At 71.9% G+C, this 23,934-nt stretch carries 17 protein-coding genes; 3 read left to right on the top strand and 14 right to left on the bottom strand.

The annotated features are described in order from the left end of the window. Positions 1 to 68 precede the first annotated feature (68 nt). On the top strand, positions 69 to 848 hold the full coding sequence (gene lexA, locus AB0K92_RS12960) for a transcriptional repressor LexA (RefSeq protein ID WP_365763011.1): 780 nt from the start codon (positions 69 to 71) through the stop codon (positions 846 to 848). Positions 849 to 1,049: 201 nt separating this feature from the next. On the opposite strand, the gene AB0K92_RS12955 is transcribed toward lexA, so the two are convergent. The 8 genes from AB0K92_RS12955 to AB0K92_RS12920 form a co-directional block, all read right to left on the bottom strand. Beyond that, on the bottom strand, positions 1,050 to 3,026 hold the full coding sequence (locus AB0K92_RS12955; protein ID WP_365922169.1) for an ATP-dependent DNA helicase: 1,977 nt from the start codon (positions 3,024 to 3,026) through the stop codon (positions 1,050 to 1,052). A 265-nt stretch (positions 3,027 to 3,291) separates the two neighbouring features. Continuing rightward, a complete protein-coding gene (locus AB0K92_RS12950; RefSeq protein WP_365922167.1) occupies positions 3,292 to 3,999 on the bottom strand; it encodes a GNAT family N-acetyltransferase in 708 nt (235 codons plus the stop codon). Beyond that, the gene (locus AB0K92_RS12945) at positions 3,999 to 6,041 is read right to left on the bottom strand and encodes an IucA/IucC family protein (RefSeq protein ID WP_365922262.1); all 2,043 of its coding nucleotides are present in this window, start codon (positions 6,039 to 6,041) and stop codon (positions 3,999 to 4,001) included. The genes AB0K92_RS12950 and AB0K92_RS12945 overlap by 1 nt, the downstream gene beginning before the upstream one ends. Before the next feature lie 282 nt (positions 6,042 to 6,323). After that, positions 6,324 to 7,796: an aminotransferase class III-fold pyridoxal phosphate-dependent enzyme gene (locus AB0K92_RS12940; protein ID WP_365922165.1), complete on the bottom strand. Its 1,473-nt coding sequence runs from the start codon at positions 7,794 to 7,796 to the stop codon at positions 6,324 to 6,326. A 291-nt stretch (positions 7,797 to 8,087) separates the two neighbouring features. Further along, the gene (locus tag AB0K92_RS12935; RefSeq protein ID WP_365922163.1) at positions 8,088 to 9,488 is read right to left on the bottom strand and encodes an FAD-dependent monooxygenase; all 1,401 of its coding nucleotides are present in this window, start codon (positions 9,486 to 9,488) and stop codon (positions 8,088 to 8,090) included. Next, entirely contained in the window at positions 9,481 to 10,962 is a 1,482-nt protein-coding gene (locus AB0K92_RS12930; protein ID WP_365922161.1) for an MAB_1171c family putative transporter, read from the bottom strand. Before AB0K92_RS12930 ends, AB0K92_RS12935 begins: the two co-directional genes overlap by 8 nt. Further along, positions 10,959 to 11,567 (bottom strand): toxin, encoded by a 609-nt coding sequence (locus tag AB0K92_RS12925; protein ID WP_365922159.1) that lies wholly within the window; start codon positions 11,565 to 11,567, stop codon positions 10,959 to 10,961. The genes AB0K92_RS12930 and AB0K92_RS12925 overlap by 4 nt, the downstream gene beginning before the upstream one ends. Further along, positions 11,564 to 12,136 (bottom strand): hypothetical protein, encoded by a 573-nt coding sequence (locus AB0K92_RS12920; protein ID WP_365922157.1) that lies wholly within the window; start codon positions 12,134 to 12,136, stop codon positions 11,564 to 11,566. The genes AB0K92_RS12925 and AB0K92_RS12920 overlap by 4 nt, the downstream gene beginning before the upstream one ends. A 390-nt stretch (positions 12,137 to 12,526) precedes the next feature. Here AB0K92_RS12920 and AB0K92_RS12915 point away from each other — a divergent pair, with 390 nt between their 5' ends. Both AB0K92_RS12915 and AB0K92_RS12910 read left to right on the top strand, forming a co-directional pair. Continuing rightward, positions 12,527 to 13,747, top strand: a complete 1,221-nt coding sequence (locus AB0K92_RS12915) for a hypothetical protein (RefSeq protein ID WP_365922155.1) — start codon at positions 12,527 to 12,529, stop codon at positions 13,745 to 13,747. A gap of 296 nt (positions 13,748 to 14,043) precedes the next feature. Next, positions 14,044 to 15,291, top strand: a complete 1,248-nt coding sequence (locus AB0K92_RS12910; protein WP_365922153.1) for a hypothetical protein — start codon at positions 14,044 to 14,046, stop codon at positions 15,289 to 15,291. Between the two features lie 103 nt (positions 15,292 to 15,394). Here the strand turns inward: AB0K92_RS12910 and hflX are convergent, their stop codons facing one another. The 6 genes from hflX to miaA all read right to left on the bottom strand — a co-directional run bounded on the left by hflX (position 15,395) and on the right by miaA (position 23,807). After that, positions 15,395 to 16,894, bottom strand: coding sequence for a GTPase HflX (gene hflX, locus AB0K92_RS12905; RefSeq protein ID WP_365922151.1), 1,500 nt, complete (start codon positions 16,892 to 16,894; stop codon positions 15,395 to 15,397). Between the two features lie 215 nt (positions 16,895 to 17,109). Next, positions 17,110 to 18,588, bottom strand: coding sequence for a M1 family metallopeptidase (locus AB0K92_RS12900; RefSeq protein WP_365922149.1), 1,479 nt, complete (start codon positions 18,586 to 18,588; stop codon positions 17,110 to 17,112). Positions 18,589 to 18,681: 93 nt separating this feature from the next. Then, the gene (locus tag AB0K92_RS12895; RefSeq protein ID WP_365922147.1) at positions 18,682 to 20,922 is read right to left on the bottom strand and encodes an HD domain-containing protein; all 2,241 of its coding nucleotides are present in this window, start codon (positions 20,920 to 20,922) and stop codon (positions 18,682 to 18,684) included. Between the two features lie 418 nt (positions 20,923 to 21,340). Then, positions 21,341 to 22,210, bottom strand: a complete 870-nt coding sequence (dapF, locus tag AB0K92_RS12890) for a diaminopimelate epimerase (protein ID WP_365922145.1) — start codon at positions 22,208 to 22,210, stop codon at positions 21,341 to 21,343. 47 nt (positions 22,211 to 22,257) lie between these two features. After that, complete coding sequence (locus AB0K92_RS12885) at positions 22,258 to 22,761, bottom strand: hypothetical protein (RefSeq protein ID WP_365922143.1); 504 nt, start codon at positions 22,759 to 22,761, stop codon at positions 22,258 to 22,260. A gap of 107 nt (positions 22,762 to 22,868) precedes the next feature. Continuing rightward, the gene (gene miaA / locus AB0K92_RS12880; RefSeq protein ID WP_166002664.1) at positions 22,869 to 23,807 is read right to left on the bottom strand and encodes a tRNA (adenosine(37)-N6)-dimethylallyltransferase MiaA; all 939 of its coding nucleotides are present in this window, start codon (positions 23,805 to 23,807) and stop codon (positions 22,869 to 22,871) included. Between the last annotated feature and the right edge of the window lie 127 nt (positions 23,808 to 23,934).

Raw genomic sequence — 23,934 nt, 5'->3', positions numbered from 1 at the left:
TGTGTTTGGCGCAACCTTTCGAAAGCAACTACCGTTGTGCAGCAGGGAGACCATCGAGAGGGGCCGACGTGACCACCACCGCAGACAGTGCCACCATCACTGCCCAGGACCGCTCCCAGGGCCGACTCGAGCCGGTGCATGCGATGAACGAAGCCACGAATCCCGAGGGGCACAAGCGCTCCCTGCCGGGCCGACCTCCAGGCATCCGGGCCGACAGCTCGGGACTCACGGACCGGCAACGCCGCGTGATCGAGGTCATCAGGGACTCCGTCCAGCGACGCGGCTACCCGCCGTCGATGCGGGAGATCGGCCAGGCGGTCGGCCTGTCCAGCACGTCCTCCGTGGCGCACCAGCTGATGGCACTGGAGCGCAAGGGCTTCCTGCGCCGTGACCCGCACCGCCCGCGCGCCTACGAGGTCCGCGGCTCCGACCAGGCCGCGTCCGTGACGCCCACCGACACCGCCGGCAAGCCCGCCGCGTCGTACGTGCCGCTGGTCGGCCGGATCGCCGCCGGTGGCCCGATCCTCGCCGAGGAGTCGGTCGAGGACGTCTTCCCGCTGCCCCGGCAGCTCGTCGGCGACGGAGAGCTGTTCGTCCTGAAGGTCGTCGGCGACTCCATGATCGAGGCCGCGATCTGTGACGGCGACTGGGTCACGGTCCGGCGCCAGCCGGTCGCCGAGAACGGCGACATCGTCGCCGCGATGCTCGACGGCGAGGCCACCGTCAAGCGCTTCAAGCGCGAGGACGGCCACGTCTGGCTCCTCCCGCACAACTCGGCGTACGAGCCCATTCCGGGTGACGACGCGACCATCCTGGGCAAGGTGGTGGCCGTACTGCGGCGCGTATGACGGCCGCGACGGGCGGGCTGCTCGCAGCCGCCCCTCAGACCGGGCCCCGGGACCCCTGCGCCGGTTCCGGGGCCCTGTGCTGTGCGGGGCCCCGGCGGTCCCTCCGCGGATGAGACATCGTGCCCTCGGCAGGTGAGCGCGTCGTACGCTCGGTGGGTGAGCACGTCGTGGGGCCTGTCCGCTGTCGGACAGGCCCCACGATCATTTCGCTTCCGTCTGCTTCGCGGCCGCGTCGATCGCCGCGAGCGACTTGCGGACCTGGTTACGGTCCGTGGTGTACCAGAAGTCGGGCAGTGACGCCTTGAGGAAGCTGCCGTAGCGGGCCGTCGCCAGCCGCTGGTCGAGTACGGCGACCACGCCGCGGTCGCCGGTCGCGCGGACCAGGCGGCCGGCGCCCTGGGCCATGAGCAACGCCGCGTGAGTGGCGGCGACGGCCATGAAGCCGTTGCCACCGGCCTCCTCCACCGCCTTCTGGCGCGCGCTCATCAGGGGGTCGTCGGGACGCGGGAAGGGGATCTTGTCCATGACGACCAGCTGACAGCTGGGGCCGGGCACGTCGACGCCCTGCCAGAGCGACAGCGTGCCGAACAGGCAGGTCTTGGGATCGGCTGCGAAGTTCTTGATCAGCTCGCCCAGGGTTTCCTCGCCCTGGAGCAGGATCGGGAACTCGGGGATGCGCGAGCGCAGCTCCTCGGCGGCCAGCTGGGCGGCCCGCATGGACGAGAACAGGCCGAGCGTGCGGCCGCCGGCCGCCTGGATCAGCTCGGTCAGCTCGTCCAGCATGTCCGCGCGGTCACCGTCCCGCGCGGGACGGGACAGGTGCTTGGCGACATAGAGGATGCCCTGCTTGCGGTAATCGAACGGGGAGCCGACGTCCACGCCCTTCCACTGCGGGAGGTCGTCGCCCTCCATGCCCTCAGGGGCGAGTCCCAGGGACGCGCCGACGCCATTGAAGTCGCCGCCGAGCTTCAGCGTCGCGGAGGTGAGGATCACGGAACGGTCCGCGAACAGCTTCTCCCGCAGCAGGCCCGAGACCGACATGGGGGCCACGCGCAGGGATGCGCCGAACCGGTCGTGGCGCTCGTACCAGACGACGTCCCACTCGGAGCCGTTCGTGATCCGCTCCGCCACGTCGTGGATCGTCTCCACGGAGGCCAGTGCCTGCTTGCGCACCGCGTCCTCGTCCTGGACGGACTTGTCACGGGTCGCACCGATCGCCGAGATCACCGTGCGGCAGGCGTCCCGCAGCGCCATCAGGGCGTAGTCGAGGTCTTCCGGAATCTCCTCGAGGCGGCCGGGCAACGCCAGCTCCATCAGCCGCTCGAAGCCCTCCGCGGCGGTCTGCAGCTGGTCGGCGGCCTTCTCGTTGACGAGTTTCGCGGCACGGCGCACCGCGCGGTTGACCTGGCCGGGGGTCAGCTCGCCGGTGGCCACGCCGGTGACCCGGGAGACCAGCTCATGGGCCTCGTCGACGATCAGCACCTCGTGCTGCGGCAGGACCGGAGCGCCCTCGATGGCGTCGATCGCGAGCAGGGCGTGGTTGGTGACGATGACCTCCGCGAGCTTGGCCCGCTCACGGGCCATCTCGGCGAAGCACTCCGCGCCGTAGGCGCACTTCGTGGCGCCCAGGCACTCCCGCGACGACACCGACACCTGAGCCCAGGCGCGGTCGGAGACACCGGGCGTGAGGTCGTCACGGTCGCCGGTCTCCGTCTCGTCCGCCCAGTCGCGCACGCGCAGCAGGTCCTGGCCAAGCTTGCTGGTGGGTGCGGCCGCCTCGAACTGGTCGAACAGCCCCTCTTCCTCGTCCTGCGGGACGCCTTCGTGGAGACGGTGCAGGCACAGGTAGTTCGACCGGCCCTTCAGCATCGCGAACTCCGGGCGACGGCGCAGCAGCGGGTGCAGCGCGTCCACCGTGCGCGGCAGGTCGCGCTCCACCAGCTGGCGCTGGAGCGCGAGCGTCGCGGTCGCCACGACCACTCGCTCCCCGTGGGCGAGCGCGGGCACGAGGTAGCCGAGTGACTTTCCGGTGCCGGTGCCGGCCTGGACGAGCAGATGGGAGCCGTCGTCGATCGCCTCGGCGACGGCTTCGGCCATGGCCACCTGGCCAGGACGCTCCGTGCCGCCGACAGCGGCGACGGCGGCATGCAGGAGTTCGGGGAGTGAGGGCTTTGTCATAGCGCGACAACCCTACGGCCCAGCACTGACAAACGGGGGGTCGCGGCCGGGGAGACGGGATGGATCAAGACGGTGATGTCCTCGGGTTGGTGGGGGTGGCGGGGCGGGGAATGCGGGCGTGAGATTCGTTGGGGCGGGATTCGGTTGGAGTGAAGTTCGTTCTCGGTGTGGTTCGGTCTCGGCGAGCTTCGGTCTCGGCGGGATTTCGGTTTCGGTGGGAACCGGAGTGCTGTGAGCGGTGTACCAGAAGTGTCGTCGCAGGGCGCTACGGAAGTTCGTGCGGGCCCCGCTCCCGGACCATGAGGGCGGCCCGTTTGTCGGGCAGGTCGATCTCGGCGGAGAGGCGGAAGCCGGCGCGCAGGAAGGCGGACAGGGAGGGTGTGTTGCGAAGGTCGGGTTCCGCGATGACGCGGGTGCAGGCGGGTCGCTTGTCGAGGACGAGGCGGGCGAGGGCTCCGAGCAGGGTGCTGCCGAGACCGTGCCCGCGGTCGGCGGCTTCGCCGATGAGGAGGTGGATGCCGGTGTCGTGAGGGCGGGCGGGATAGTGGCGGGCCAGTGGGTCGAGGTCGGCCCGGTAGATCTCCCAGTATCCGATGGGCCTGCCGTCGAGGACGCCGAGGCACGGAGCGCTGCGGCCGTCGCCGGTCAGCTGGGCACGCAGGTGCCGCTCGGTGACCTCCGGAGGGCCCGCGAGGTGCCAGTACGTGGCTACGGCCGCGTCGTTCATCCAGCGGCTGAGGAGGGCGAGGTCCCGGTCGACCTGTACGGGGACGAGCTGAAAGGTGCCGACGGGGGTGTCCATGGGGCCCCAGTCGGCCACACCGTCGAGCGGGTCGGCGGCGGGGAAGGGCGGGATCAGTGCGGACGGTGAGCGGAAATGCGGCGTGGTCTCGGCGTCGACGCTGGGACCGGGGCCAGAGCCGGGGATGGGCTCGGGGCCGGAGCTGAGGCTGTCGCGGGAGTGCGGAGACATCACACATGGAGGGGGTTGGCGATGGTGACGTAGACGGACTGGGTGTCCACGGGTCCGACGAGTTCGTCGAGACCGTGCAGCCGGGTGAGGAGGTTGGCCTTGCACCGCAGGACGGGTGAGTCGAGCAGCCGGGCCGGCAGGGTGCTGCGCAGCCGGCGGGGACCGCAGGCGGCGCCGCTGAGGAAGCGGCGGAAAGCGGCGAGCAACAGCGTCTCGTCGGCAAGGCGTTGGGATCCGAAGGCACCGATGAGACCGAACACGTTGTTGATCGCCAGGTAGTAGGCGAAGCGCTCGTCCGTGACCTCGTCGGAGACGAAGGTGTCGCTGTGCTCGCCGATACCGGGCAGCCGGGCGTCGAGCTCCGCTCTACGGGACTCGCGGAAGTAGTAGCCCTGGTTGTCACGGTAGCGGCCGCCTGCGGGCCACCCGTGGGAGTCCAGCAGGAGCAGGGTGTTCTGCTGGTGGGCCTCCAGGGCGATGCCCGCCTCGCCGTCCAGCCACAGCACGGGCCGGACGACATGTTCGAGGTAGCGCAGGAACCACTCGGCGGCGACGGCTGCGCGTGGTCGGCCGGTCCGTTCGGTCAGACCGGTGATCACCTCGTGGAGCCGCGACGCTGCCGGCCGGGACGCTGTGGGCCGGGACGACGCCGGCCGGTCGGGCCGCATCGGTGCGCGGGGTGCCACCACTGAGGCAACGCAGGCGACGTCGTCGGACGGAGTGAACGGATTGTGCCGGATCATCACGTCCAATCCGGCGACCGGGCTGCCGTCGGGCCCGTCGACGGCGAGCCAGGCGGGGTCACGGACGATGTCGAACGTCGGATGGGCGGCGCGCCACTGCCGGATCAGTCCGGTGCGGAGCAGACGGTGGACCTCCACGCCCCGGTGGAGTTCCTTGCGGAGGTTTTCCCGACGGGAGTTGGTGATGCACAGGCCCAGGGAGAGTTTGAGCATGGCCGGGGCGCCGGACCGGTACACCGTGCGCACGGAGGACGTGGGGTGCCAAGGGAGGCCATGGGCGCCGAGGTCTCGCAGCAGCCCCGTGTCCATGAGAGCCGCGACCTCGGGGTTGTGCCGGATCTCGCGGAGCTGCCACGGGTGGAGAGGCAGTGCGGCATGGCCCTCCGGGAGCGGGAGTGCGGGTCCGGCAAGGCGGTGAATGAGGTGCGGCGCGGGGACAAGTCGGCCACGTTCGGTCCAGGCGGAGTCGGTGGCGAGGAGGGAGGGAGCGACGGCCAGCCAGTGGAGCGGGAAGGAGCCGCGCAGTTCGGGTGAGTAGTGCCGTGACTCGACGGCGGTGATGCCCTCGCGGCTCTTGGGGGTGGGGTGGAGAGGGTGGCCGAAGAGCAGCGATTGTTCGGCGGTGAGGAAGAGGTCGGTGGCGTGGCCGGGGGTGTCGCGGCGGTCGCGGAGGAAGGTGGCGATCCGGCGGACGGAGTCGGCGACGCGGGCGACGAGGTCGGGGCCGTGGGCGGTGGGGTCCGGGTGGGGGGCGACCAGGAGCGGATCGTGGGCCACCAGGGCTGGACCGGGGCTGGTGGCGGTGCCGGTATGTGGGTCGTTCGGCTCGGCGGTCCTGGCCCTGGGGACGGCGGCGGGCGGTGCGGCGGCAGGGGGTGCGGCGGCGGTCGGTGCGGCAGCAGAGGGTGCGGTGGCAGGCGGTGCGGCAGCAGGGGGTGCGGTGGCGGTCGGTGCGGCGGTGGTGGTGCGGGCTTTACCCGATGCCTCTCGGGCGAGCAGGGCGGCGACGGTGACCGCGTCGGCCGGTGCGGAGGGATGCGGGGCGCCGGCCAGATGTGGGAGTCCGAAGCGGTGCCAGCCGGTGGCGGACCTGTAGTGGACCGGGGCGAGGAGAGCGGTGCCGCTGGCGGGGAGGGGGATGCGGAGTGTGCCGTGGGTGGGGACGGGGATGCCGGCCTCGCGGATCCAGCAGCGCAGCAGGTTCTCGACTGCGGCGGACTCGGCCGCGACGCAGGGGTCGGGGTGCTGGAGGAGGTCGTGGGCGGCGTCCGGTTCGGATGGGAGCTGAGGTTCGGGCAGGGCCTGCTCTGGTGGGCGGGCGTGGTTGTTGGCGGTGGGGCTGTTGGTCAAGGCGGTTCCTTGGAAGGTCATGCGGCTCTTGCGGGGTGAGCCGGGCAGCGCTGTCGCAGGGGCAGGTGCGGAGGGGCCGGGTCGGGGCCATGAGCGGATCGGTGGGAGGTAATCGGTGTGAGGTCAGGGACATGGGTGGGCTCCAGGTGGGTTGAGAGTTCGGGCGGCCGGGTGGGCCGGGGAGCGGCACGTCCGCCGGGTGGGAAGGGCGCGCACGCAAGGGTGGTCTCGTTACTGCGCCGGATCCGTGAGGTGGCCGGAGTGGTGGTGGCGGGCCACCGCCGTGAGCGCGTCGGCGAGTCGGTCCAGTACGGCGTCGGCCTGTTCGTCGGTGATCGTCAGCGGTGGCAGCAGCCGTACGACACTGGGGTGGCCACCGCCGACGCCGACGATCAGCCCTCGCCGCAGGCACTCACGCTGCACGGCCGTGGCGAGTCGGGGTGCGGGCGGGTGAGGTGGCCGGGTGGTGTACCCGTGGCCTGCCCCGTCCGGGATCTGGTCGGAGTGTGCCTCGGGGTCCACGAGTTCCACGCCGATCATGAGGCCGCGGCCGCGCACCTCTCCGACGCAGGTGAAGTCGTCGGCCAGCGAGCGCAGTTGGCGGAGGAGTCTGGAGCCGAGGGTGGCCGATCGTTCGGCGAGGCGGTGACGCCGTACGTGGGCGAGGGTCGCGGCGCCGGCGGCCATGGCCAGTTGGTTGCCTCGGTACGGGCCGGTGGGAGAGGTGGGTTCCCCCGCACCGAGCAGATCGTCACGGTGGACGACGACGGCCAGGGGGAGGCTGCCGCCGATGGCCCTGGACAGAATCATGACGTCGGGCGTCACCCCACTGTGTTCGACGGCCCAGAAGGCGCCGGTTCTGCCCACGCCGGTCTGCGACTCGTCGACGATCAGCGGGATGGACCGGGCGGCCGTGATCTGCCGCATTCGGCGCACCCACGCGTCCGGTGCGGGGATCACCCCTCCCTCGTCCTGGACGGGTTCGAGGATCACTCCGGCCGGTGGGGTGGGGATGCCGGCGTCCGCGCTCGGCTCCGGCGAGGGCGGCTGCCCGGGCTCCGTCACTGTGATCGGTACCGACGACTGCGCGTCCGTACCGCCGTCGTCCAGTGTGGCCTGGTCCCACCGGGCCGCGAGTTCGGCGCCGTACGGGCGGGCCACGCCGAAAGGGCATGGGAAGTCCTGGGGGTAGGGCAGTGGACTGCCCGACGGGGCGGTCAGGCCGGTGAACTGCGTCGAGTCGGAGGCTTTCACGGCATCCGCGCTGACGCTGTGGCCGCTCCCGGTGAAGCCGAGGATCGCGGTGCGGCCGGTAGCCGCTCGCACCAGGGCGCGGGCGGCGGTCACCGCGTCGGTGGCGGCGGGTCCGCAGAACCGTACGCGGGCACGGTCTCGCAGCCCGGGCGGAAGGGTGCGCAGCAGTTCCGTGACGAAGGTTTCCTCGACGGGGGTGGTGAGGTCGGGCACGTTCAGTGGCGCGCCGGAGTCGAGGACCTTGCGGATCGCGTCGAGCACGACGGGGTGGTTGTGGCCGAGGGCGAGGGTGCCCGCGCCGGAGAGGCAGTCCAGGTAGCGGCGGCCGTCGGCGCCTTCGACGGTCAGCCCGCGTGCCCGCACCGGGACGACGGGCAGGGCCTGCGGATAGGTGCGTGCCGCCGGCTCGCGCGCCGGCGGGCGTCGCAGGATCTCCTCTGTCACGGCCACGGCCCCACGTCCTTCCGCTGTCCGCCGAGGAGTTGGCCGCTCGCATCGCCCCGCCCGCCCTTTGCCCGCCGCGCCGCTTCCTCAACACCGACTCACGTCCACCGGGTCAGCGGTCCGGGCTGTCTCGCCCCGGGCCCGACCGGGCGGATCCCACCGCTACCAACCCCGCACCCGGCACCGGGTTACGGGTTGCGGCGAGATCGGTGCTGCTTGATCGGCTGGGTGCGGGAGGTCGCAGGATCGATGGGTGAGCGAGTCCCGTCCCGGGTCGCGGCGTGGTGGCGCTGGCGGTCAGCCGAGAGCCGCTTCTCGTTCCCGTTCGGTCAGGGGCGGACCCTGGAGGAAGGGTTTCCTGGGGCCGAGGAGCATGGGGAGGAGCATGTCGGGCGAGAACAGGCGGGTGGCGGGCTTCTCCAGGCTCATCACGTCCAGCAGGGCGGCCATGGCGCGGGGGTTGTTCGCCCCGGTTTCCACGCAGCGGTCGACGTAACGGGCGAGGATCCGTTCGACGGGGGTGGGGGCGGTATCGGTGGCGCCGGGGTAGAAGGCGTCCTGGCCCACCGCGAGGTCCCAGGCCGCGGCCACGGGGCGGGCGACGGCGCGCTGGAGCCGGCGGGCTGTTCCCGGAGCCGTGAGGTCGGTGGTGCGCAGGAGGCCGCGCACGGCGAGGGCGCACTGCGCGGCGACCGTGAGGCCGTGACCGTAGACCGGGTTGTAGCCGGCGATGGCGTCGCCGAGGACGGTGAAGCCATCGGGCCAGCGGGCCATCTTCTCGTAGTAGCGGCGGTGGTTGGCGGTGCTGCGGGTGGTGGCGACGCCGCCTATCGGTTCGGCGTTCTTGAGGAGTTCACCGATGACGGGGTCGCCCAGGCCGAGGGCGAAGTCGACGAAGGCGTCCGGGTCACCGGTGGGTTCGCCGCCGCGGCTGCCGGAGAGGGTGACGATCCACCGGCCGTCCTCGATGGGGAGGATGATGCCGCCCCGGCCGGGTGCCTTCGCCGGGTTGGCCTGCACGTTGACGAGCGGGAAGGAGGCGTCGGCGGTGGATCCGGGTGCGCGGTACAGGCGGGTGGCGTAGGCCACGCCGGCGTTGACCTCGCGTTCGGCGACCGGCGGGAGTCCGAGCCCGGTGAGCCAGCGGGGCGTTCGGGAGCCCCGGCCGGTGGCGTCCACGACGAGATCCGCGGAGAGGGAGCGCTCCTCGCCGTCGACCCGGACGCGGACGCCGGTCACGCGGGAGGCGTCGCCGAGCAGTCCAAGGGCGGTGGCCTCGGGAAGGAGGCTGATCCGGTCGTCACTCAGGACGCGGGTGGTGAGCCGCGCGTCGAGAAGCGGTCGGGAACAGACGAGGTTGCGGTGACGGGTGGCGGTGAACCGCCGGAACCAGACCTCGTTGGGGGCCCGGGACACCATGTCGCCCATGATGTGCACAAGTCGGGCTCCGTCGGCCACGACCTCGTCGACGACGCCGGGAAGCAGGTCCTCGAAGGCGCGGACGCCTCCGCTCCAGATCAGGTGGGCGTGGCGGGACTGAGGGACGCCACGGCGGGGCTCGGGCGAGGCCGGGAGGGTGTCGCGTTCGACGACGGTGACGTCGGCGGACTCGGCGAGGGCCGCCGCGGCGAAGAGTCCGGCGGCGCCGGCCCCGAGGACGACCGCGGTGGGCCGGCGGGTGGCGGATCTTTCAGTCATCTGCGTTCATGCTTTCTGTACGGCCACCCGCAGGCGGATGGTGACTACTGTGCGGGCCTGGAGCGCGGCAGCCGCCGGCCGTCAGAGGCTGGGTCCCCGGAGAACTGCTTCCCAGAGGCTCGGTTCCGAGTGGCGCGGTCCCAAGTGGCTCGGTCCCCGCAGTCCCAGGGGCGGTCGAAGCCCCAGAAGCCGCAGTCCCAGCAGCCGAAGTCCCAGGCGCCGCAGTCCCAGCAGCCGAAGTCCCAGGCGCCGCGGACCCGGGCGCCGAAGATCCAGGCGCCGCAGACTCGTGCACCGACGGCTCGGCCGTCAACGCTCGTCTGCGGAGGTCCGCCAGGACGCGGGGGCGGGTGAGGCCGCGGGAAATGGCCTCCAGGTGGTCGGTGACGTCGCTGCCGATGTGGGAGGGCTGTCCGCTCGTCTCGCACCGGATGCCGCTGCTGTAGGAGTCGAGCGCCGCCTGGAGCACGACGGCGCCGGCGAGGCCGCGGGCCTTCGCGTCGTCGTGCGCGGCGGACGCGGCCCGGTAGGCCAGCCGGTGGAGGGCGTGGTCGAAGTGGGGAGCCAGGCGCAGCAGGCCGTCGTGGATGTGCTGCTGCCGCTGGAGCAGACGCAGGTCGAGCGGGGCGAATCTGCTGACGCGGGCCCGGGCGGTCGCCGGGACCACGGCGTCGATGACCCGGGCGAGGGGCCGCAGCCGCCAGTGGGCGAGTTGTTCCCGCGGCCATGTCTGGAGGAAGGGCCCGATGACGGGGAGGAGGAAGCCGATGGCCATGAGCGTGGCGCCGAAGATGGCGCAGGGCGGGGCGGCGTAGGTGCTCAGACCGTCCCAGTCGGTTCCCGCCCAGCGCGCTCCCATCGCGGTCAGCTTCGTCACGGCGTAGAGGACACCGAAGGCGTATCCGGTCTGGAGGAAGCGCAGGCCCGCCCGCAGCCAGCGGGCGCTGACCTGCGGGATCCAGGATCTGATCATGGAGGCGGCGACGAGGGTGGAGATGAGGAAGGCGAGGAGGTAGAGCAGGATGTGCTCGCGCATCCACGGGGTGGTGGCGTAGTAGGTGTCCAGGTCGTAGATGCGTTCCTCGGGCACGTCGGCCAGGAGGAAGGTGACCCACAGGGCGGTGATGGTGCCGGCGTGGATCACCCAGACGGCGCGGACGCGGCGGCGGCGCCGGGGCGACGGCTCGTCCCGCCACGTGATGATCATGGCGAGGCAGGCCCCGGAGAAGCCGGTGAGCAGCGAGTAGCTCCACGGCGCGGCGATGTTCGGTACGCCCGTCACCGTATTGATCTTGTGGATGGTCGCGGGCGTCACGGAGACGAAGACGCACAGGGCCCACAGCAGCACCACCCACGTCCCCCGTGCGTCGGGGTCGCGCCAGGACCGCAGGAAGGTGGGGAACTTGGCGGCCAGCCCGGCCAGCAGCAAGGCGGTGGGGAGGGCGTAGGGCAGGTGCAGATCGGCGAGGTTCATCCGAGTATCTGCCCGCCCCAGGGGCTGAGGGAGAGATTGATACGGCCTTCCACCGTCGCGGGGCTGACGGGGCCCCGGGCGTGCGGACCGGTCATCCAGGCTCGGACCTCGCGGCCGAAGAGCAGGCCGAACGTCTCGGCGTCCGCCTCGTGGTCGTCGTCGGACACGGCGCGGCCGGCGATGGTGAGCAGTGCCTGCCGCGGCACTTCCTGGGCGGCGAGGATCTCCTCGGCCGCTCGCCGCAGGACGTCGGGCGGCTGGTGGGTGGAGAGGGCGCGGGCGGCGGGCAGGCCGGGCACGTGGTTGCCGCACTCCCCCTGCTCCTCGTGCCATAACTCGTGGCCGAGGATGACGAGCTGTGCTTCGGGGACGGCGCGTTCCTCGACGACGATGATGGAGCGGTCGCCGCAGTCCAGGCGCATGCCCGAGACCGGGATGTCGTCGGGGAAGGCACGGAACGCCAGTTGGATGGGCCGGTCGCGGCGGACGCTCATCGCCTGGCAGAAGCCGTGCATGACCGTGGAGGGGTCGGCGGGACGCTGGATGATCCCGGACGCTTGCCTGCCGAGGTCGGCAAGGAGCGCCTTCATCGCTCTCGTGCTCACTGGTCGGTGTCCTCCTTCCTGGGCAGCACCGAACGGATCACTCCCTCGAGGAGCCGGTCCAGCGCCTCGGGCGTCATGGAGCCGTGCCGGCGCAGGTCCGCCGCGCGGACTCCGTACTTTCTGAGCAGAGCCTCGACGGGGTCCGTCTCCGGGTTCTCCAGCTGGGCCAGGATCGGTGTGAGAGCGCGGTCGAGCGCCTTGTCGGCGGGGGCGGTGAAGAACGCCTCGCCGGCCTCCAGGCCGAAGAACTCCGCGAGTTTGTGCAGGTGCTCGATGTTGGGCGTCTTCCTGCCTTCGAGGATCAGGCGGGCCCAGACGTCGGAGACGTGCAGGGCGGCGCCCACCTCGGCCGCGAGTGCCGCCATCTTCCTGCCGGTGCGCCGCAGATCGGCTTCGGCCAGCACGCGGATGCGCGCCGAGAAGCGCTCGGTGACGGTGTCGTCGGGCGGCGGCTTCCCTTCGAGCAGCGCGCGGACGACGGGCTCGGGCAGTGCGGTGCCGGTGGCGAGTTCCCGCGGGTCGAGGAGTACGGACCGGTCGAGGCCCTTCTCCCGGATGAGTGCGTCCAACCGCCTCAACGTCTGAACCAGTTGACGAGGCGCCGCCACCGATGCGCTCCCTGGGCTTCCGTAGATTGACGGTCTCTTGCGCAGTCCGCACTCTACGTGCCGCCACAACTTCGCTCAACGATCGTTTATCAGCCGCGAATGACCGTTTACAGCCCTCCCGTCGACCCGGTCGCCACCCTGCCGCCGACTCGCCACGAGCGGCCCGTCCCTCGGCAACCAGTCCCGCCCCGGGACGAATGGCCAGGTTGCCCGGGCGGTCAGCCTGTAGCGGAACCGTTGCCGTTCCGTCGGAAGTCCCTCGCCGCGAGCCCTTAGTGTGGGGTGCCGTTCCCGGCAGGCCGTGAGAGCGGCCCGAGTTCCGTAAGAGTCCGTCCCAGGGGGAGTAACACCATGCGATCCATACGTCCGTCGTTCGCCGCTCGCCGGGAGAGGAGCGGGCGCCGCAGAACCTCCCCCGTACTGATCGCTGTGGCCCTGGCCTCGGTGCTCGCGCTCACCGCGACCGCCTGTGAGTCGGGCGACACCGGGGCGGGCGGCGAGGCGACGGCCTCCGCCGCCGCGGGCGACGGCAAGATCACGATCCCGGACGACATCAAGGACCGGCTCAAGGAGCACGGGATCGACATCGACAAGTGGCGGGACGGCGCCTGGAAGAACTGGGACAAGGACGACTGGCTGCGCGAGGCCGAGGACTTCGTCAACCCGATCATCGAGGACCTGTGGAACCCGGACCGGATGCGCGAGGCCGAGGAGCCGGACCAGGAGGTCGACGACAGCGACATCTCCGGTGATCAGGGCGTGACCGACCCGGAGCCCGCTCCGGTGCAGGCGGAGGCCGTGCCGGCCTCGTACCACGCCAACGCCCCGGAGGCGGGCAAGGTGTTCTTCGACGCCCCCGAGGGCACGATGGTCTGCTCGGCGACGGTCGTGAAGGACCCGGCCCACCCCGGCAAGTCGAACCTGGTGTGGACGGCGGGCCACTGCGTGCACGCCGGCAAGAGCGGAGGCTGGTACCGCAACATCGCCTTCGTGCCGTCGTACAACGACGCCGGCAAGTCGGCCGCGGAGCTGCAGGACGCCACGCAGGAGGAGGTCGCTCCGTACGGCGTCTGGTGGGGCGACTGGGTGCAGACCTCGGACCAGTGGATCGAGCAGGGCGGCGCCACCGGCGGTGACGGCGCCCCGTACGACTTCGCCGTCATCCATGTGACGCCGGAGGAGGGCAGCGGCGGCAAGTCGCTGGAGGAGATGGTCGGTTCGGCGCTGCCGGTGGACTTCAACGCCCCGGCCGTACCGAAGATCGACACCATGACGGCGACCGGGTACCCGGCGGCGCCGCCGTACGACGGCCAGACGATGTACCAGTGCCAGGACAAGCCGGGCCGGCTGTCGCTGAACACCACGGACCCGACGATGTACCGCATCGGCTGCACCATGACCGGCGGCTCGTCCGGCGGCGGCTGGGTGGCGACGGGCTCGGACGGCAAGCCCGCGCTGGTGTCCAACACCTCGATCGGCCCGGTCACGGCGGGCTGGCTGGCGGGCCCGCGGCTCGGCAAGGAGGCCAAGGCCGTCTTCGACGAGGTGAGCGGCAAGTTCGCCGGCCAGTGACGGCCGGGTGGTTCACCGGCCGGTGACGGCCGGGTGGCCCGGCCGGGTGACCGGGCATGGCGGCGGGGTTCGTGGGGAAACCTCCACCGTCCCGCCGCCGTTCGCCCTCAACCCCATGGGCATAGTGGGTGTCGTACCCGAGATCGTTCCCGTCCCGGACCTCTCACCGCGTCATGACAGGCTCATGACACGACCCGACGGCCACACAGCGCCACACCAGCCGCGCCGCACCCCACCACACACCGAGACACCACAAGCATCAGACATTCACGCGTTCCTACGGGGGTCATCGCACCATGCGTCCCATACGCACGCCCGCAACCACCCAGCGACACCGGCGCCGGCGCACCGCGCTCGCCGGCACCGGCCTCGTCGCCGCCCTCGCGCTCACCGCGACCGCCTGCAGCGGCTCCGGTGAGGACGAGGCGGCCGACCGGCCGGGCGCCACCACCTCTCAGGCCGCCGACAGCGCCGCGGACGGCGCCAACGGCGGCGGTGACGGCGGTGACGGCAAGGTCACCATCCCGACCGACATCGCCGACCGGCTCAAGAAGCACGGCATCGACGTCGACGACTGGAAGGACGGCGGCTGGAAGAACTGGGACAGGGACAAGTGGCTCAGTGAGGCCAAGGAGTTCGTCAACCCCGTGATCGAAGGGCTCTGGAAGCCGGAGCGGATGCGCACGGCGAAGGAGGCCGACAAGACGATCACGACGAAGGACACGTCCGCCGGCCAGGGCGTCAGCGACCCGGCGCCCGCGCCGGTCCAGGCCTCGCCGGAGAAGACGCCGTACCACAAGAACGCCGCCCCGGTCGGCAAGATCTTCTTCGACTCCCCCGAGGGCTCGATGGTCTGCTCCGGCACGGTGATCAAGGACGTCAACCACCCGGGCAAGTCCAACCTGGTCTGGACGGCCGGCCACTGCGTGCACGCCGGCCAGAACGGCGGCTGGTACCGGAACATCGTCTTCGTCCCGGCCTTCAACGACCTCGGCAAGTCCGAGGCGCAGCTGAACAACGCCGACCCCGTCGAGATCGCGCCGTACGGCAACTGGTGGGCGGACTGGGCGTCCACCTCGAACGGCTGGATCGAGGGCGGCTCGGAGACCGGCGGCGCGGGCGCGGCGTACGACTACGCCGTGCTGCACGTGAAGCCGGAGCACGGCTCGAAGTCGCTGGAGGAGACGGTCGGCGCCGCCCTGGACGTCGACTTCTCCGCGCCGGCCGCGGCCGATGCCGGGAAAATGGGTGCCTGGGGCTACCCGGCGGCGCCGCCGTACAACGGGCTGAAGATGTTCACGTGCGTCGACCAGCCGGGCCGGCTCTCGCTGAGCCCCTCCCTGCCGACGATGTACCGCATCGGCTGCACCATGACCGGTGGCTCGTCCGGCGGCGGCTGGTTCCGGGTGGTGGACGGCGAGACCCAGCTGGTCTCCAACACCTCGATCGGCCCGGCCGACCACACCTGGCTGGCGGGCCCGCAGCTCGGCGCGGACGCCCGGGCGCTGTACGAGAACATGAGCGAGGCCTACGGCGGCCGGTGACGCCGCCGAGCGTCCTCGCACACCGAAGGCCCGCTCCCCGCGTATCGCGGGAGCGGGCCTTCGGGCCGTCACGGTGCGCCGCAGAAGCGGCGCCGGTGGTGGGTCAGAGCGCCGGAGCCGGAGCGTACGGCGACAGCTCCGCCGCCAGTTCCTCGTGCACCCGGACCTTGAGCAGGGTGCCCTCCGCGGTGTGCTCCTCGGAGATCACCTCGCCCTCGTCGTGGGCGCGGGCGACCAGCTTGCCGTGCGTGTACGGCACCAGCGCCTCGATCTCGACCGCAGGGCGCGGCAGCTCCGCGTCGATCAGTGCCAGCAGCTCCTTGATGCCCTGACCGGTGCGGGCGGAGACCGCGATGGAACGCTTCTCTACCCGCAGCAGCCGCTGGAGCGTCAGCGGGTCCGCCGCGTCGGCCTTGTTGATCACGACGATCTCGGGTACGCCGGTGGCACCGACGTCCCTGATCACCTCGCGCACGGCGGCCAGCTGCTCCTCCGGGGTCGGGTGCGAACCGTCCACCACGTGCAGGATCAGGTCGGAGTCGCCGACCTCCTCCATCGTGGAGCGGAACGCCTCGACCAGGTGGTGCGGCAGGTGCCGGACGAAGCCGACGGTGTCGGCCAGCGTGTACAGCCGGCCGCTCGGGGTCTCGGCCCGGCGCACGGTCGGATCCAGGGTCGCGAACAGCGCGTTCTCGACCAGGACGCCCGCGCCGGTGAGGCGGTTGAGCAGCGAGGACTTGCCCGCGTTGGTGTAGCCCGCGATCGCGACGGAGGGCACCTTGTGGCGCCGGCGCTCCTGGCGCTTGATGTCGCGCCCGGTCTTCATCTCCGCGATCTCCCGGCGCATCTTCGCCATCTTCTCGCGGATCCGCCGCCGGTCCGTCTCGATCTTGGTCTCACCGGGACCACGGGTGGCGAGCCCGCCGCCCTTGCCGCCGCCCATCTGCCGGGACAGCGACTGACCCCAGCCGCGCAGCCGCGGCAGCATGTACTGCATCTGCGCGAGCGCGACCTGCGCCTTGCCCTCTCGGGACTTGGCGTGCTGGGCGAAGATGTCGAGGATCAGGGCCGTACGGTCGATGACCTTGACCTTGACCACGTCTTCGAGGTGGATGAGCTGGCCGGGGCTGAGCTCACCGTCGCAGATGACGGTGTCCGCGCCCGTCTCGAGCACGATCTCGCGCAGCTCCTCGGCCTTGCCGGAGCCGATGTAGGTGGCGGCGTCGGGCTTGTCGCGGCGCTGGATCACGCCGTCGAGCACGAGCGCGCCCGCGGTCTCCGCGAGTGCGGCCAGCTCCGCGAGGGAGTTCTCCGCGTCCTGCACGGTCCCCGAAGTCCAGACGCCGACGAGCACGACCCGCTCCAGGCGGAGCTGGCGGTACTCGACCTCGGTGACGTCCTCGAGCTCGGTGGAGAGGCCGGCGACACGGCGCAGAGCCGCGCGCTCGGAGCGGTCGAACTGGTCGCCGTCCCGCTCTCCGTCGATCTCGTGGCTCCAGGCGACGTCCTCTTCCATCAGGGCATCGGCCCGAAGACCCTCGGGGTAGTCGTGCGCAAGGCGCTTGCGCGGGGTGTCCTGGGAAGGGGAAGAAGAGGAGGTCATTGGGTCCTTACGTCGTTGGGGGTTCCGGCGGGCGGAACTGGTCCGTCACCGCTTACAACGCACGAGTACCCCGGGAGATTCCCGTGTCGCGTGCCGTCGCTGCCAGAAGATGGTCGCACGCAACGCCCCGTCTCGTCACCGTGTTATTTCCCGGCCGCTCAGACCATGTTTCCCGCTGACGACCGGACGGACCAGCCCCCCCCCTGGACCGGCCCTTACTTCCCGCCCGCCACCTCCGGAGCCTCCGACGTCCAGTCCGGGTGCCCCGGCATCGGCGGGGTCTTCTCGCCGTAGAGCCAGCCCTGGAAGAAGCCGGTGAGGTCGCGGCCGGCGATGTCCGAGGCCAGCCGGACGAAGTCGGCCGTACCGGCCGTGGCGTCCTGGTGCCGGCTCACCCACACCCGCTCCAGCCGCTCGAAGGCGGGACGGCCGATCTCCTGGCGCAGGGCGTAGAGGATCAGCGCGGCGCCGTCGTAGACGTTGGGGCGGAAGATGCCGAGGCGGCTGCCGGGCCTGGGCACCTTGGGTGCGGCGGGCGGCCCGCCGGCCGCGCGCCAGCGGTCGGAGGCGCGGTAGGCGGCCTTCATACGGTCCTGAAGGGGGCGCTCCGCCTTCTCCTCCGCGTACAGCGCCTCGTACCAGGTCGCGTGCCCCTCGTTGAGCCACAGGTCGGACCAGTCGCGCGGGGTGACGCTGTCGCCGAACCACTGGTGGGCCAGCTCATGGACCATGATCGACTCGACGTACCACGCGGGGAACGCGGGGTCGGTGAACAGCTCCCTCTCGAAGAGGGAGAGCGTCTGGGTCTCGAGGGCGAAGCCGGTGGAGGCGTCGGCCATGAGCAGGCCGTACGTCTCGAAGGGGTACGGCCCGACCTTGCGCTCCATCCAGGCGATCTGGTCCGGCGTCTTCGCCAGCCACGGTTCGAGCTGCTCGCGGTGCGCGCTCGGGACGACGTCCCGGACCGGCAGCCCGCGCGGGCCGGTGCGATGCAGCACCGTGGAGCGGCCGATGGAGACCTGGGCGAGTTCCGTGGCCATGGGGTGGTGGGTGCGGTACGTCCAGGTGGTCGCGGTGCCGGCGCGCTCGACGTCGGCCGGGAGGCCGTTGGCGACGGCCGTGTATCCCTCGGGCGCGGTCACCCGGAAGGTGAAGACGGCCTTGTCCGAGGGGTGGTCGTTGCAGGGGAACACCAGGTGCGCGGCGTCGGCCTGGTTCGCCATGACGAGGCCGTCCGCGGTCCGCACCCAGCCGCCCTCGCGGCCCGGCCGGCCCACGGGCTCGCTGGTGTGCCGTACGACGATGCGCAGCCACTGTCCGGCGGGCAGCGGGTCCTCCGGCGTGATCACCAAGTCCTCGCCGGCCGTGGCGTACGCGGCAGTCTCGCCGTCGATCTCCACGGACTCGACGGTGCCGCGCGCGAAGTCGAGGTTGACGTGGTTCAGGTCCTCGGTGGTCCAGGCGTCGATCGTGGTGACCGCCTTCAGCGGCTTGTCGTTGGCGCCGGAGTAGGCCAGGGAGAGGTCGTACGACACGACGTCGTAGCCGGGGTTCCCCAGGTACGGGAAGAGGCGGTCCCCGACGCCCAGCGGGGCCGGCGGGGTGCCGGCGGCGACGAGGCAGACGGTGACGGCGGAGGCGAGCAGTGCCGCCTTCAGCCGTCGGGGGGCGCGGGTGCGGGGGGTGAGCGGCATGCCCCACCGCTACCAGCGTGCGCCCGGCGCACGGCGCAGACGCGCGCCGGGCGCACTCGAACGGCCTCCCCGGCGGGGTCCGGGCGGGTTCCCTCAGTGCGCCGAAGCGGTGTGCTGCGCCCGGCTCACGTCGAACACGCCGGGGACGTTGCGCATGGCGCGCATCAGCGCGGGCAGCCGGGCCGCTGCGGGGAGGTGCAGGGTGTAGGTGTGGCGCACCCGCTGCTGGCTGGGGGGTTCCACGGTGGCCGAGACGATCTCGGCGCCTTCGAGGGCGATGGCCTCCGTCAGATCCGCCAGGAGGTGGGGGCGGCCGAACGATTCAGCGACCAGGGTGACCCGGCACCCCGTGATCTCGCTCCCGGCGGTCTCGCCCCAGCGCACGCCGACCTCCGCGCGCCCCGCGCCCTTCATGCGTGCCACGGCCGCGCACCCGACCCGGTGCACGGTCACCACTCCCCTGCGCACCGCGAACCCGGTGATCTCGTCGGGCGGTACGGGCGTACAGCAGCCCGCGAGCCGTACGGCGGCGCCGGGGCGGTCGGCGATGGCGGGCACCGCGGCGACGGTGGCGCCGGAGACCGTCTCGGGCGCGAAGGCTTCCGGCGAGGGTGCGGATGGCTCGTCCCGAGACGTCGCGGTGGCGATCCGAGTCGGCTCAGCGACCCCGTCAGCCACCCTGGCCTCACTCTCCTCCCTTTTCGCCTCACTCACCGGATGCGTCGCCAGCCACCGCTGGATGGCGATCCGCGCGGCCGGCGTGTGGGCGTGCTCCAGCCACTCCCGTGAGGGTTCGGACGCCGGGTCCTGCCCCATGAGCAGCTGGACGGTGTCGCCGTCCCGCAGCACCGTGCTCAGCGTCGCGAGCCGGCCGTTGACGCGGGCGCCGATGCACGCGTGCGCGTCCTCGCCGTACTGCGCGTAGGCGGCGTCCACACAGGTGGCGCCCTCGGGCAGGCCGAGCGCGCTGCCGTCGGGCCGGAAGACGGTGATCTCGCGGTCCTGGGCCAGGTCCTCGCGCAGGGTCGACCAGAAGGTGTCGGGGTCGGGTGCGGCCCGCTGCCATTCGAGGAGGCGGGAGAGCCAGCCGGGCCGGGTGGGGTCGACGCGCTCGCCGTCCGCCGCCGCCTGTTCCTCGGAGGGCGGCGCGTAGGGGTTGCCGAGCGCGATCACGCCCGCCTCGGCGACCTTGTGCATCCGGTGGGTGCGGATGAGGACTTCGGCGATCTGTCCGTCGGGGCGGGCGACGGCGGTGTGCAGCGACTGGTACAGGTTGAACTTCGGTACGGCGATGAAGTCCTTGAACTCGGAGACCACGGGCGTCATACAGGTGTGCAGCTCGCCCAGCACGCCGTAGCAGTCGGCGTCCTCGTGCACCAGGACCAGGATCCGGCCGAAGTCGGCGCCGCGCAGCCGGCCGCGCTTGCGGGAGACGCGGTGCACGGAGACGAAGTGGCGGGGCCGGATGAGGACTTCGGCCGGGATGCCGGCCTCGCGCAGCACCGTGCGCATCTCGTCGGCGATCTCGGCGAGCGGGTCGTCGGCGCGGGTCGCGTTCTCGGCGATCAGCTCCCGGGTGCGCTCGTACTCCTCGGGGTGGAGGATCGCGAAGACGAGGTCCTCCAGTTCGGTCTTGAGCGCCTGGACGCCGAGCCGTTCGGCGAGCGGGATGAGGACGTCCCGGGTGACCTTGGCGATCCGGACCTGTTTCTCGGGGCGCATCACGCCGAGGGTGCGCATGTTGTGCAGCCGGTCGGCGAGCTTGATGGACATCACCCGGACGTCGTTGCCGGTGGCGACGAGCATCTTGCGGAACGTCTCGGGTTCGGCGGCGGCGCCGTAGTCGACCTTCTCCAGCTTGGTGACGCCGTCGACGAGGTAGCGCACCTCCTCGCCGAACTGCTCGCCGACCTGGTCCAGCGTCACTTCCGTGTCCTCGACGGTGTCGTGGAGCAGGGACGCGGTCAACGTGGTCGTCTCCGCGCCGAGTTCGGCGAGGATCAGGGTCACCGCGAGGGGGTGCGTGATGTACGGCTCGCCGCTCTTGCGCATCTGGCCGCGGTGCGAGGACTCGGCCAGGACGTAGGCGCGGCGCAGCGGTTCGAGGTCGGCGTCGGGGTGGTGGGCGCGGTGGGCGTCGACGACGTGGCTGATGGCGTCGGGCAGCCGGCCACGGGCGGCGGGACCGAGCAGGGCGGCGCGTCCGAGGCGGCGCAGGTCGATCCTGGGCCGGGTTCTCTTGCGCGCGACGGCGGCCGCCGCGGGCGCGACGGTGCTGGTCACAGGGTCTGTCACAGCACCTGGACTCGCAGGGTTCGTGGCCTCCGCACTCATGGGCACCTCCGGCTGCGTGGACCGGCGGACGGGGTGCCCCAGGGCGGACACGGCTCAGGGATGGCGACGTGTCCCCCGTCCGGGCCGGTGCTTGATGCTACCGAGCCCATCACGCCCGGCTGACCGGCTCTCGCCGAGCGTGAAACGGATCACCCATTCGAGCGACGGTGGCGAGGTTTGAGGTTCACGGCGAACCCGGCGGTACGCCCGCGGCAACCGCCCGGCGTGCGCCCGAGCGCCCATCGCGTGACGTACGCCGACGGGAACCGCCCGGCGTACGCCGCGGGCGCCCGCGTGGCATGGCACCACGCGGAGCCGCATCACTCGGCCGGCGCGCCGCGTTCGCGCACCGAGCGGTCAGCGCGTCGCGTGGTCAGCGCGTCGCGTGGAGTGCATCGCGCGGAACCGCGTCACGCGGTCAGCGCGTCACGTTCGCCAGCCACTCCCCGTCGATCTCGCCTTCGGCGACGATCACCGCGGGGCCGGTCATCTCGATCTCCCCGTCGGGCCGTTCCGTGATCACCAGGCGGCCGCCCGGGACGTCCACGGTGTACGTGACGGGGGTGCCGGTGACGGCGGGGTCGGTGCCGTCCCTTCGGGCGGTGGCCACGGCCACGGCGCACGCGCCCGTGCCGCACGAGCGGGTCTCGCCGGAGCCGCGCTCGTGCACCCGCATGGCGACGTGCCGGGGGCCGCGGTCGACCACGAACTCCACGTTCACACCGTCCGGGTAGGCGGTGGCCGGGCTGAACGGCGGCGGGGTCAGCAGGCTCCCGGCGTCGGCGAGGTCGTCGACGAAGGCGACCGCGTGGGGGTTGCCCATGTTCACGTTCCACGCGGGCCAGCTGTGCTCGCCGACGCTCACGGTGACATCGCCCTCGGGGAGCAGCGCCTTGCCCATGCCCACGGTGACGTCGCCGTCCTTGGCGATGTGCACGCTCTTCACGCCCGCGCGCGTGGCGACGGCGAGGTCGCCCTCGGTCACCAGCCCGGCGTACTGGAGGTAGCGCGCGAACACCCGGACGCCGTTGCCGCACATCTCGGCGATCGAGCCGTCGCCGTTGCGGTAGTCCATGAACCACTCGGCCTCGGCCGCCATCGCCGCGGCCTCGGGGTGGGCGGCGGACCGCACCACGTGCAGCAGCCCGTCACCGCCGATGCCCGCGCGGCGGTCGCACAGCGCGGCGACGGCGGCCGGGGGCAGGTCGATGACGTTCTCGGGGTCCGGGACGATCACGAAGTCGTTCTCGGTGCCGTGCCCCTTGAGGAAGGCGATCCGCGTGCTCATTCCTCGATCGTACGGGGTGGGTACGACAGCGGGCCGCCCGTGGGGCGTCAGCGCAGTCTGGCCACGCGCCACACGGCCAGCACGACCGCCGCGGCGACCACGACGACGTACGCGATCACGACCCGCCAGTCCGGCCGCCTCCCGGAGCCCCGCTGGGGCAGTCCGGGCCAGGTGTGACCGACCTTGCGGGCGGCCATCATGCCCCAGCCTGCCGCGCAGGAGCAGATGAGCAGGCCCAGCATGGCGATCATGGCTCCGCTGTCGCCGAAGTCGAAGGCGAGCGGGAAGGCGAACATCAGCGAACCGATCGCGCCCAGGCCCACGATGGGGGCGAGCTGCCACAGCCGCAGCCGCCGCTGGGGGCGCAGTTCCACCTCGACCTCGGGGCCGCCGACGAACATCTCGTCCGGCTCCGGACCGTCGTCGGTCACCCCGCCCTGGGCCTCTTCCGGCCCGTCAGGGCTCAGACGGTCGTCGTCCCGCTCCGCAGCACCACTTCCGGTGGTGGCGTGCTCGGCGCCTTGTGCGGTGTCGCGAGGGCCGGCCTCCATCGCCACGCGCCCTCCCAACTAGGACTCCACTGGTCGATCGAAGCTCGATGATGGCACGGCGCCGGAGGCCCCGATGACGGCCGGAGCGTCCCGATGCCATGACGTGATCAGGCTGTAACCGGTCGTTCGACCAACGCCAGGGCGAGCCGCGGAAGTTCCCGGAGATCCGCCGCGGCCCCACTGAGCCAATGCACCCGCGGATCGCGCCTGAACCATGAATCCTGACGGCGCGCGAAGCGCTTGGTGGCACGGATGGTCTCGGCCCGCGCCTCCTCCAGCGTGCACTCGCCGGCGAGCGCCGCGAGCACCTGCTGGTAGCCGAGCGCGCGCGACGCCGTACGCCCCTCGCGCAGCCCTTGCGCCTCCAGTGCGCGCACCTCCTCGACCAGTCCCGCCTCCCACATGCGGTCGACCCGGCGCGCGATGCGCTCGTCGAGCTCCGGGCGGGCCACGTCGACGCCGATCTGCACGGTGTCGTAGACCGAGTCGTGGCCGGGGAGGTTGGCGGTGAAGGGCCGGCCGGTGATCTCGATCACTTCCAGGGCCCGGACGATACGGCGGCCGTTGCTCGGCAGGATCGCCCGCGCGGCCTCCGGGTCGGCGGCGGCGAGGCGGGCGTGCAGCGCGCCGGAGCCGCGCAGGGCCAGCTCGTCCTCCAGGCGGGCCCGCACCTCGGGGTCGGTGCCGGGGAACTCCAGGTTGTCCACGGCCCCGCGCACGTAGAGGCCGGAGCCGCCGACCAGGATCGGCCAGCGCCCGTCGGCGAGCAGTGCGTCGATCCGCTCACGGGCGAGCCGCTGGTACTCGGCGACGGAGGCCGTGACGGTCACGTCCCAGATGTCCAGGAGGTGGTGCGGTACGCCGCCGCGTTCCTCGGGCGTCAGCTTGGCGGTGCCGATGTCCATCCCCCGGTAGAGCTGCATGGAGTCGGCGTTGACGACCTCCCCACCGAGCTGCTGGGCGAGAAACACGCCCAGATCGGACTTTCCGGCCGCGGTGGGACCGACGACGGCGATGACGCGGGGGGTGGGGGCTGCACTGCTCACCGCACCAGTCTCGCAAACCTCTCACCCCCGCCTCGAACGAGTTACGTGACGGCCCGCAACCGGGTTCGTTGCCCGTTGCGAGGTTTTCGCCGCCGGTTCACAGGGGCGGTGACCCGGGGCGCCGCAA

Source organism: Streptomyces sp. NPDC052687 (assembly GCF_040678395.1).
In the GTDB taxonomy this organism is placed as follows: domain Bacteria; phylum Actinomycetota; class Actinomycetes; order Streptomycetales; family Streptomycetaceae; genus Streptomyces.
Note: the sequence above shows the minus strand (reverse complement) of the source record. Positions and strands in the feature narration are given on the sequence as shown.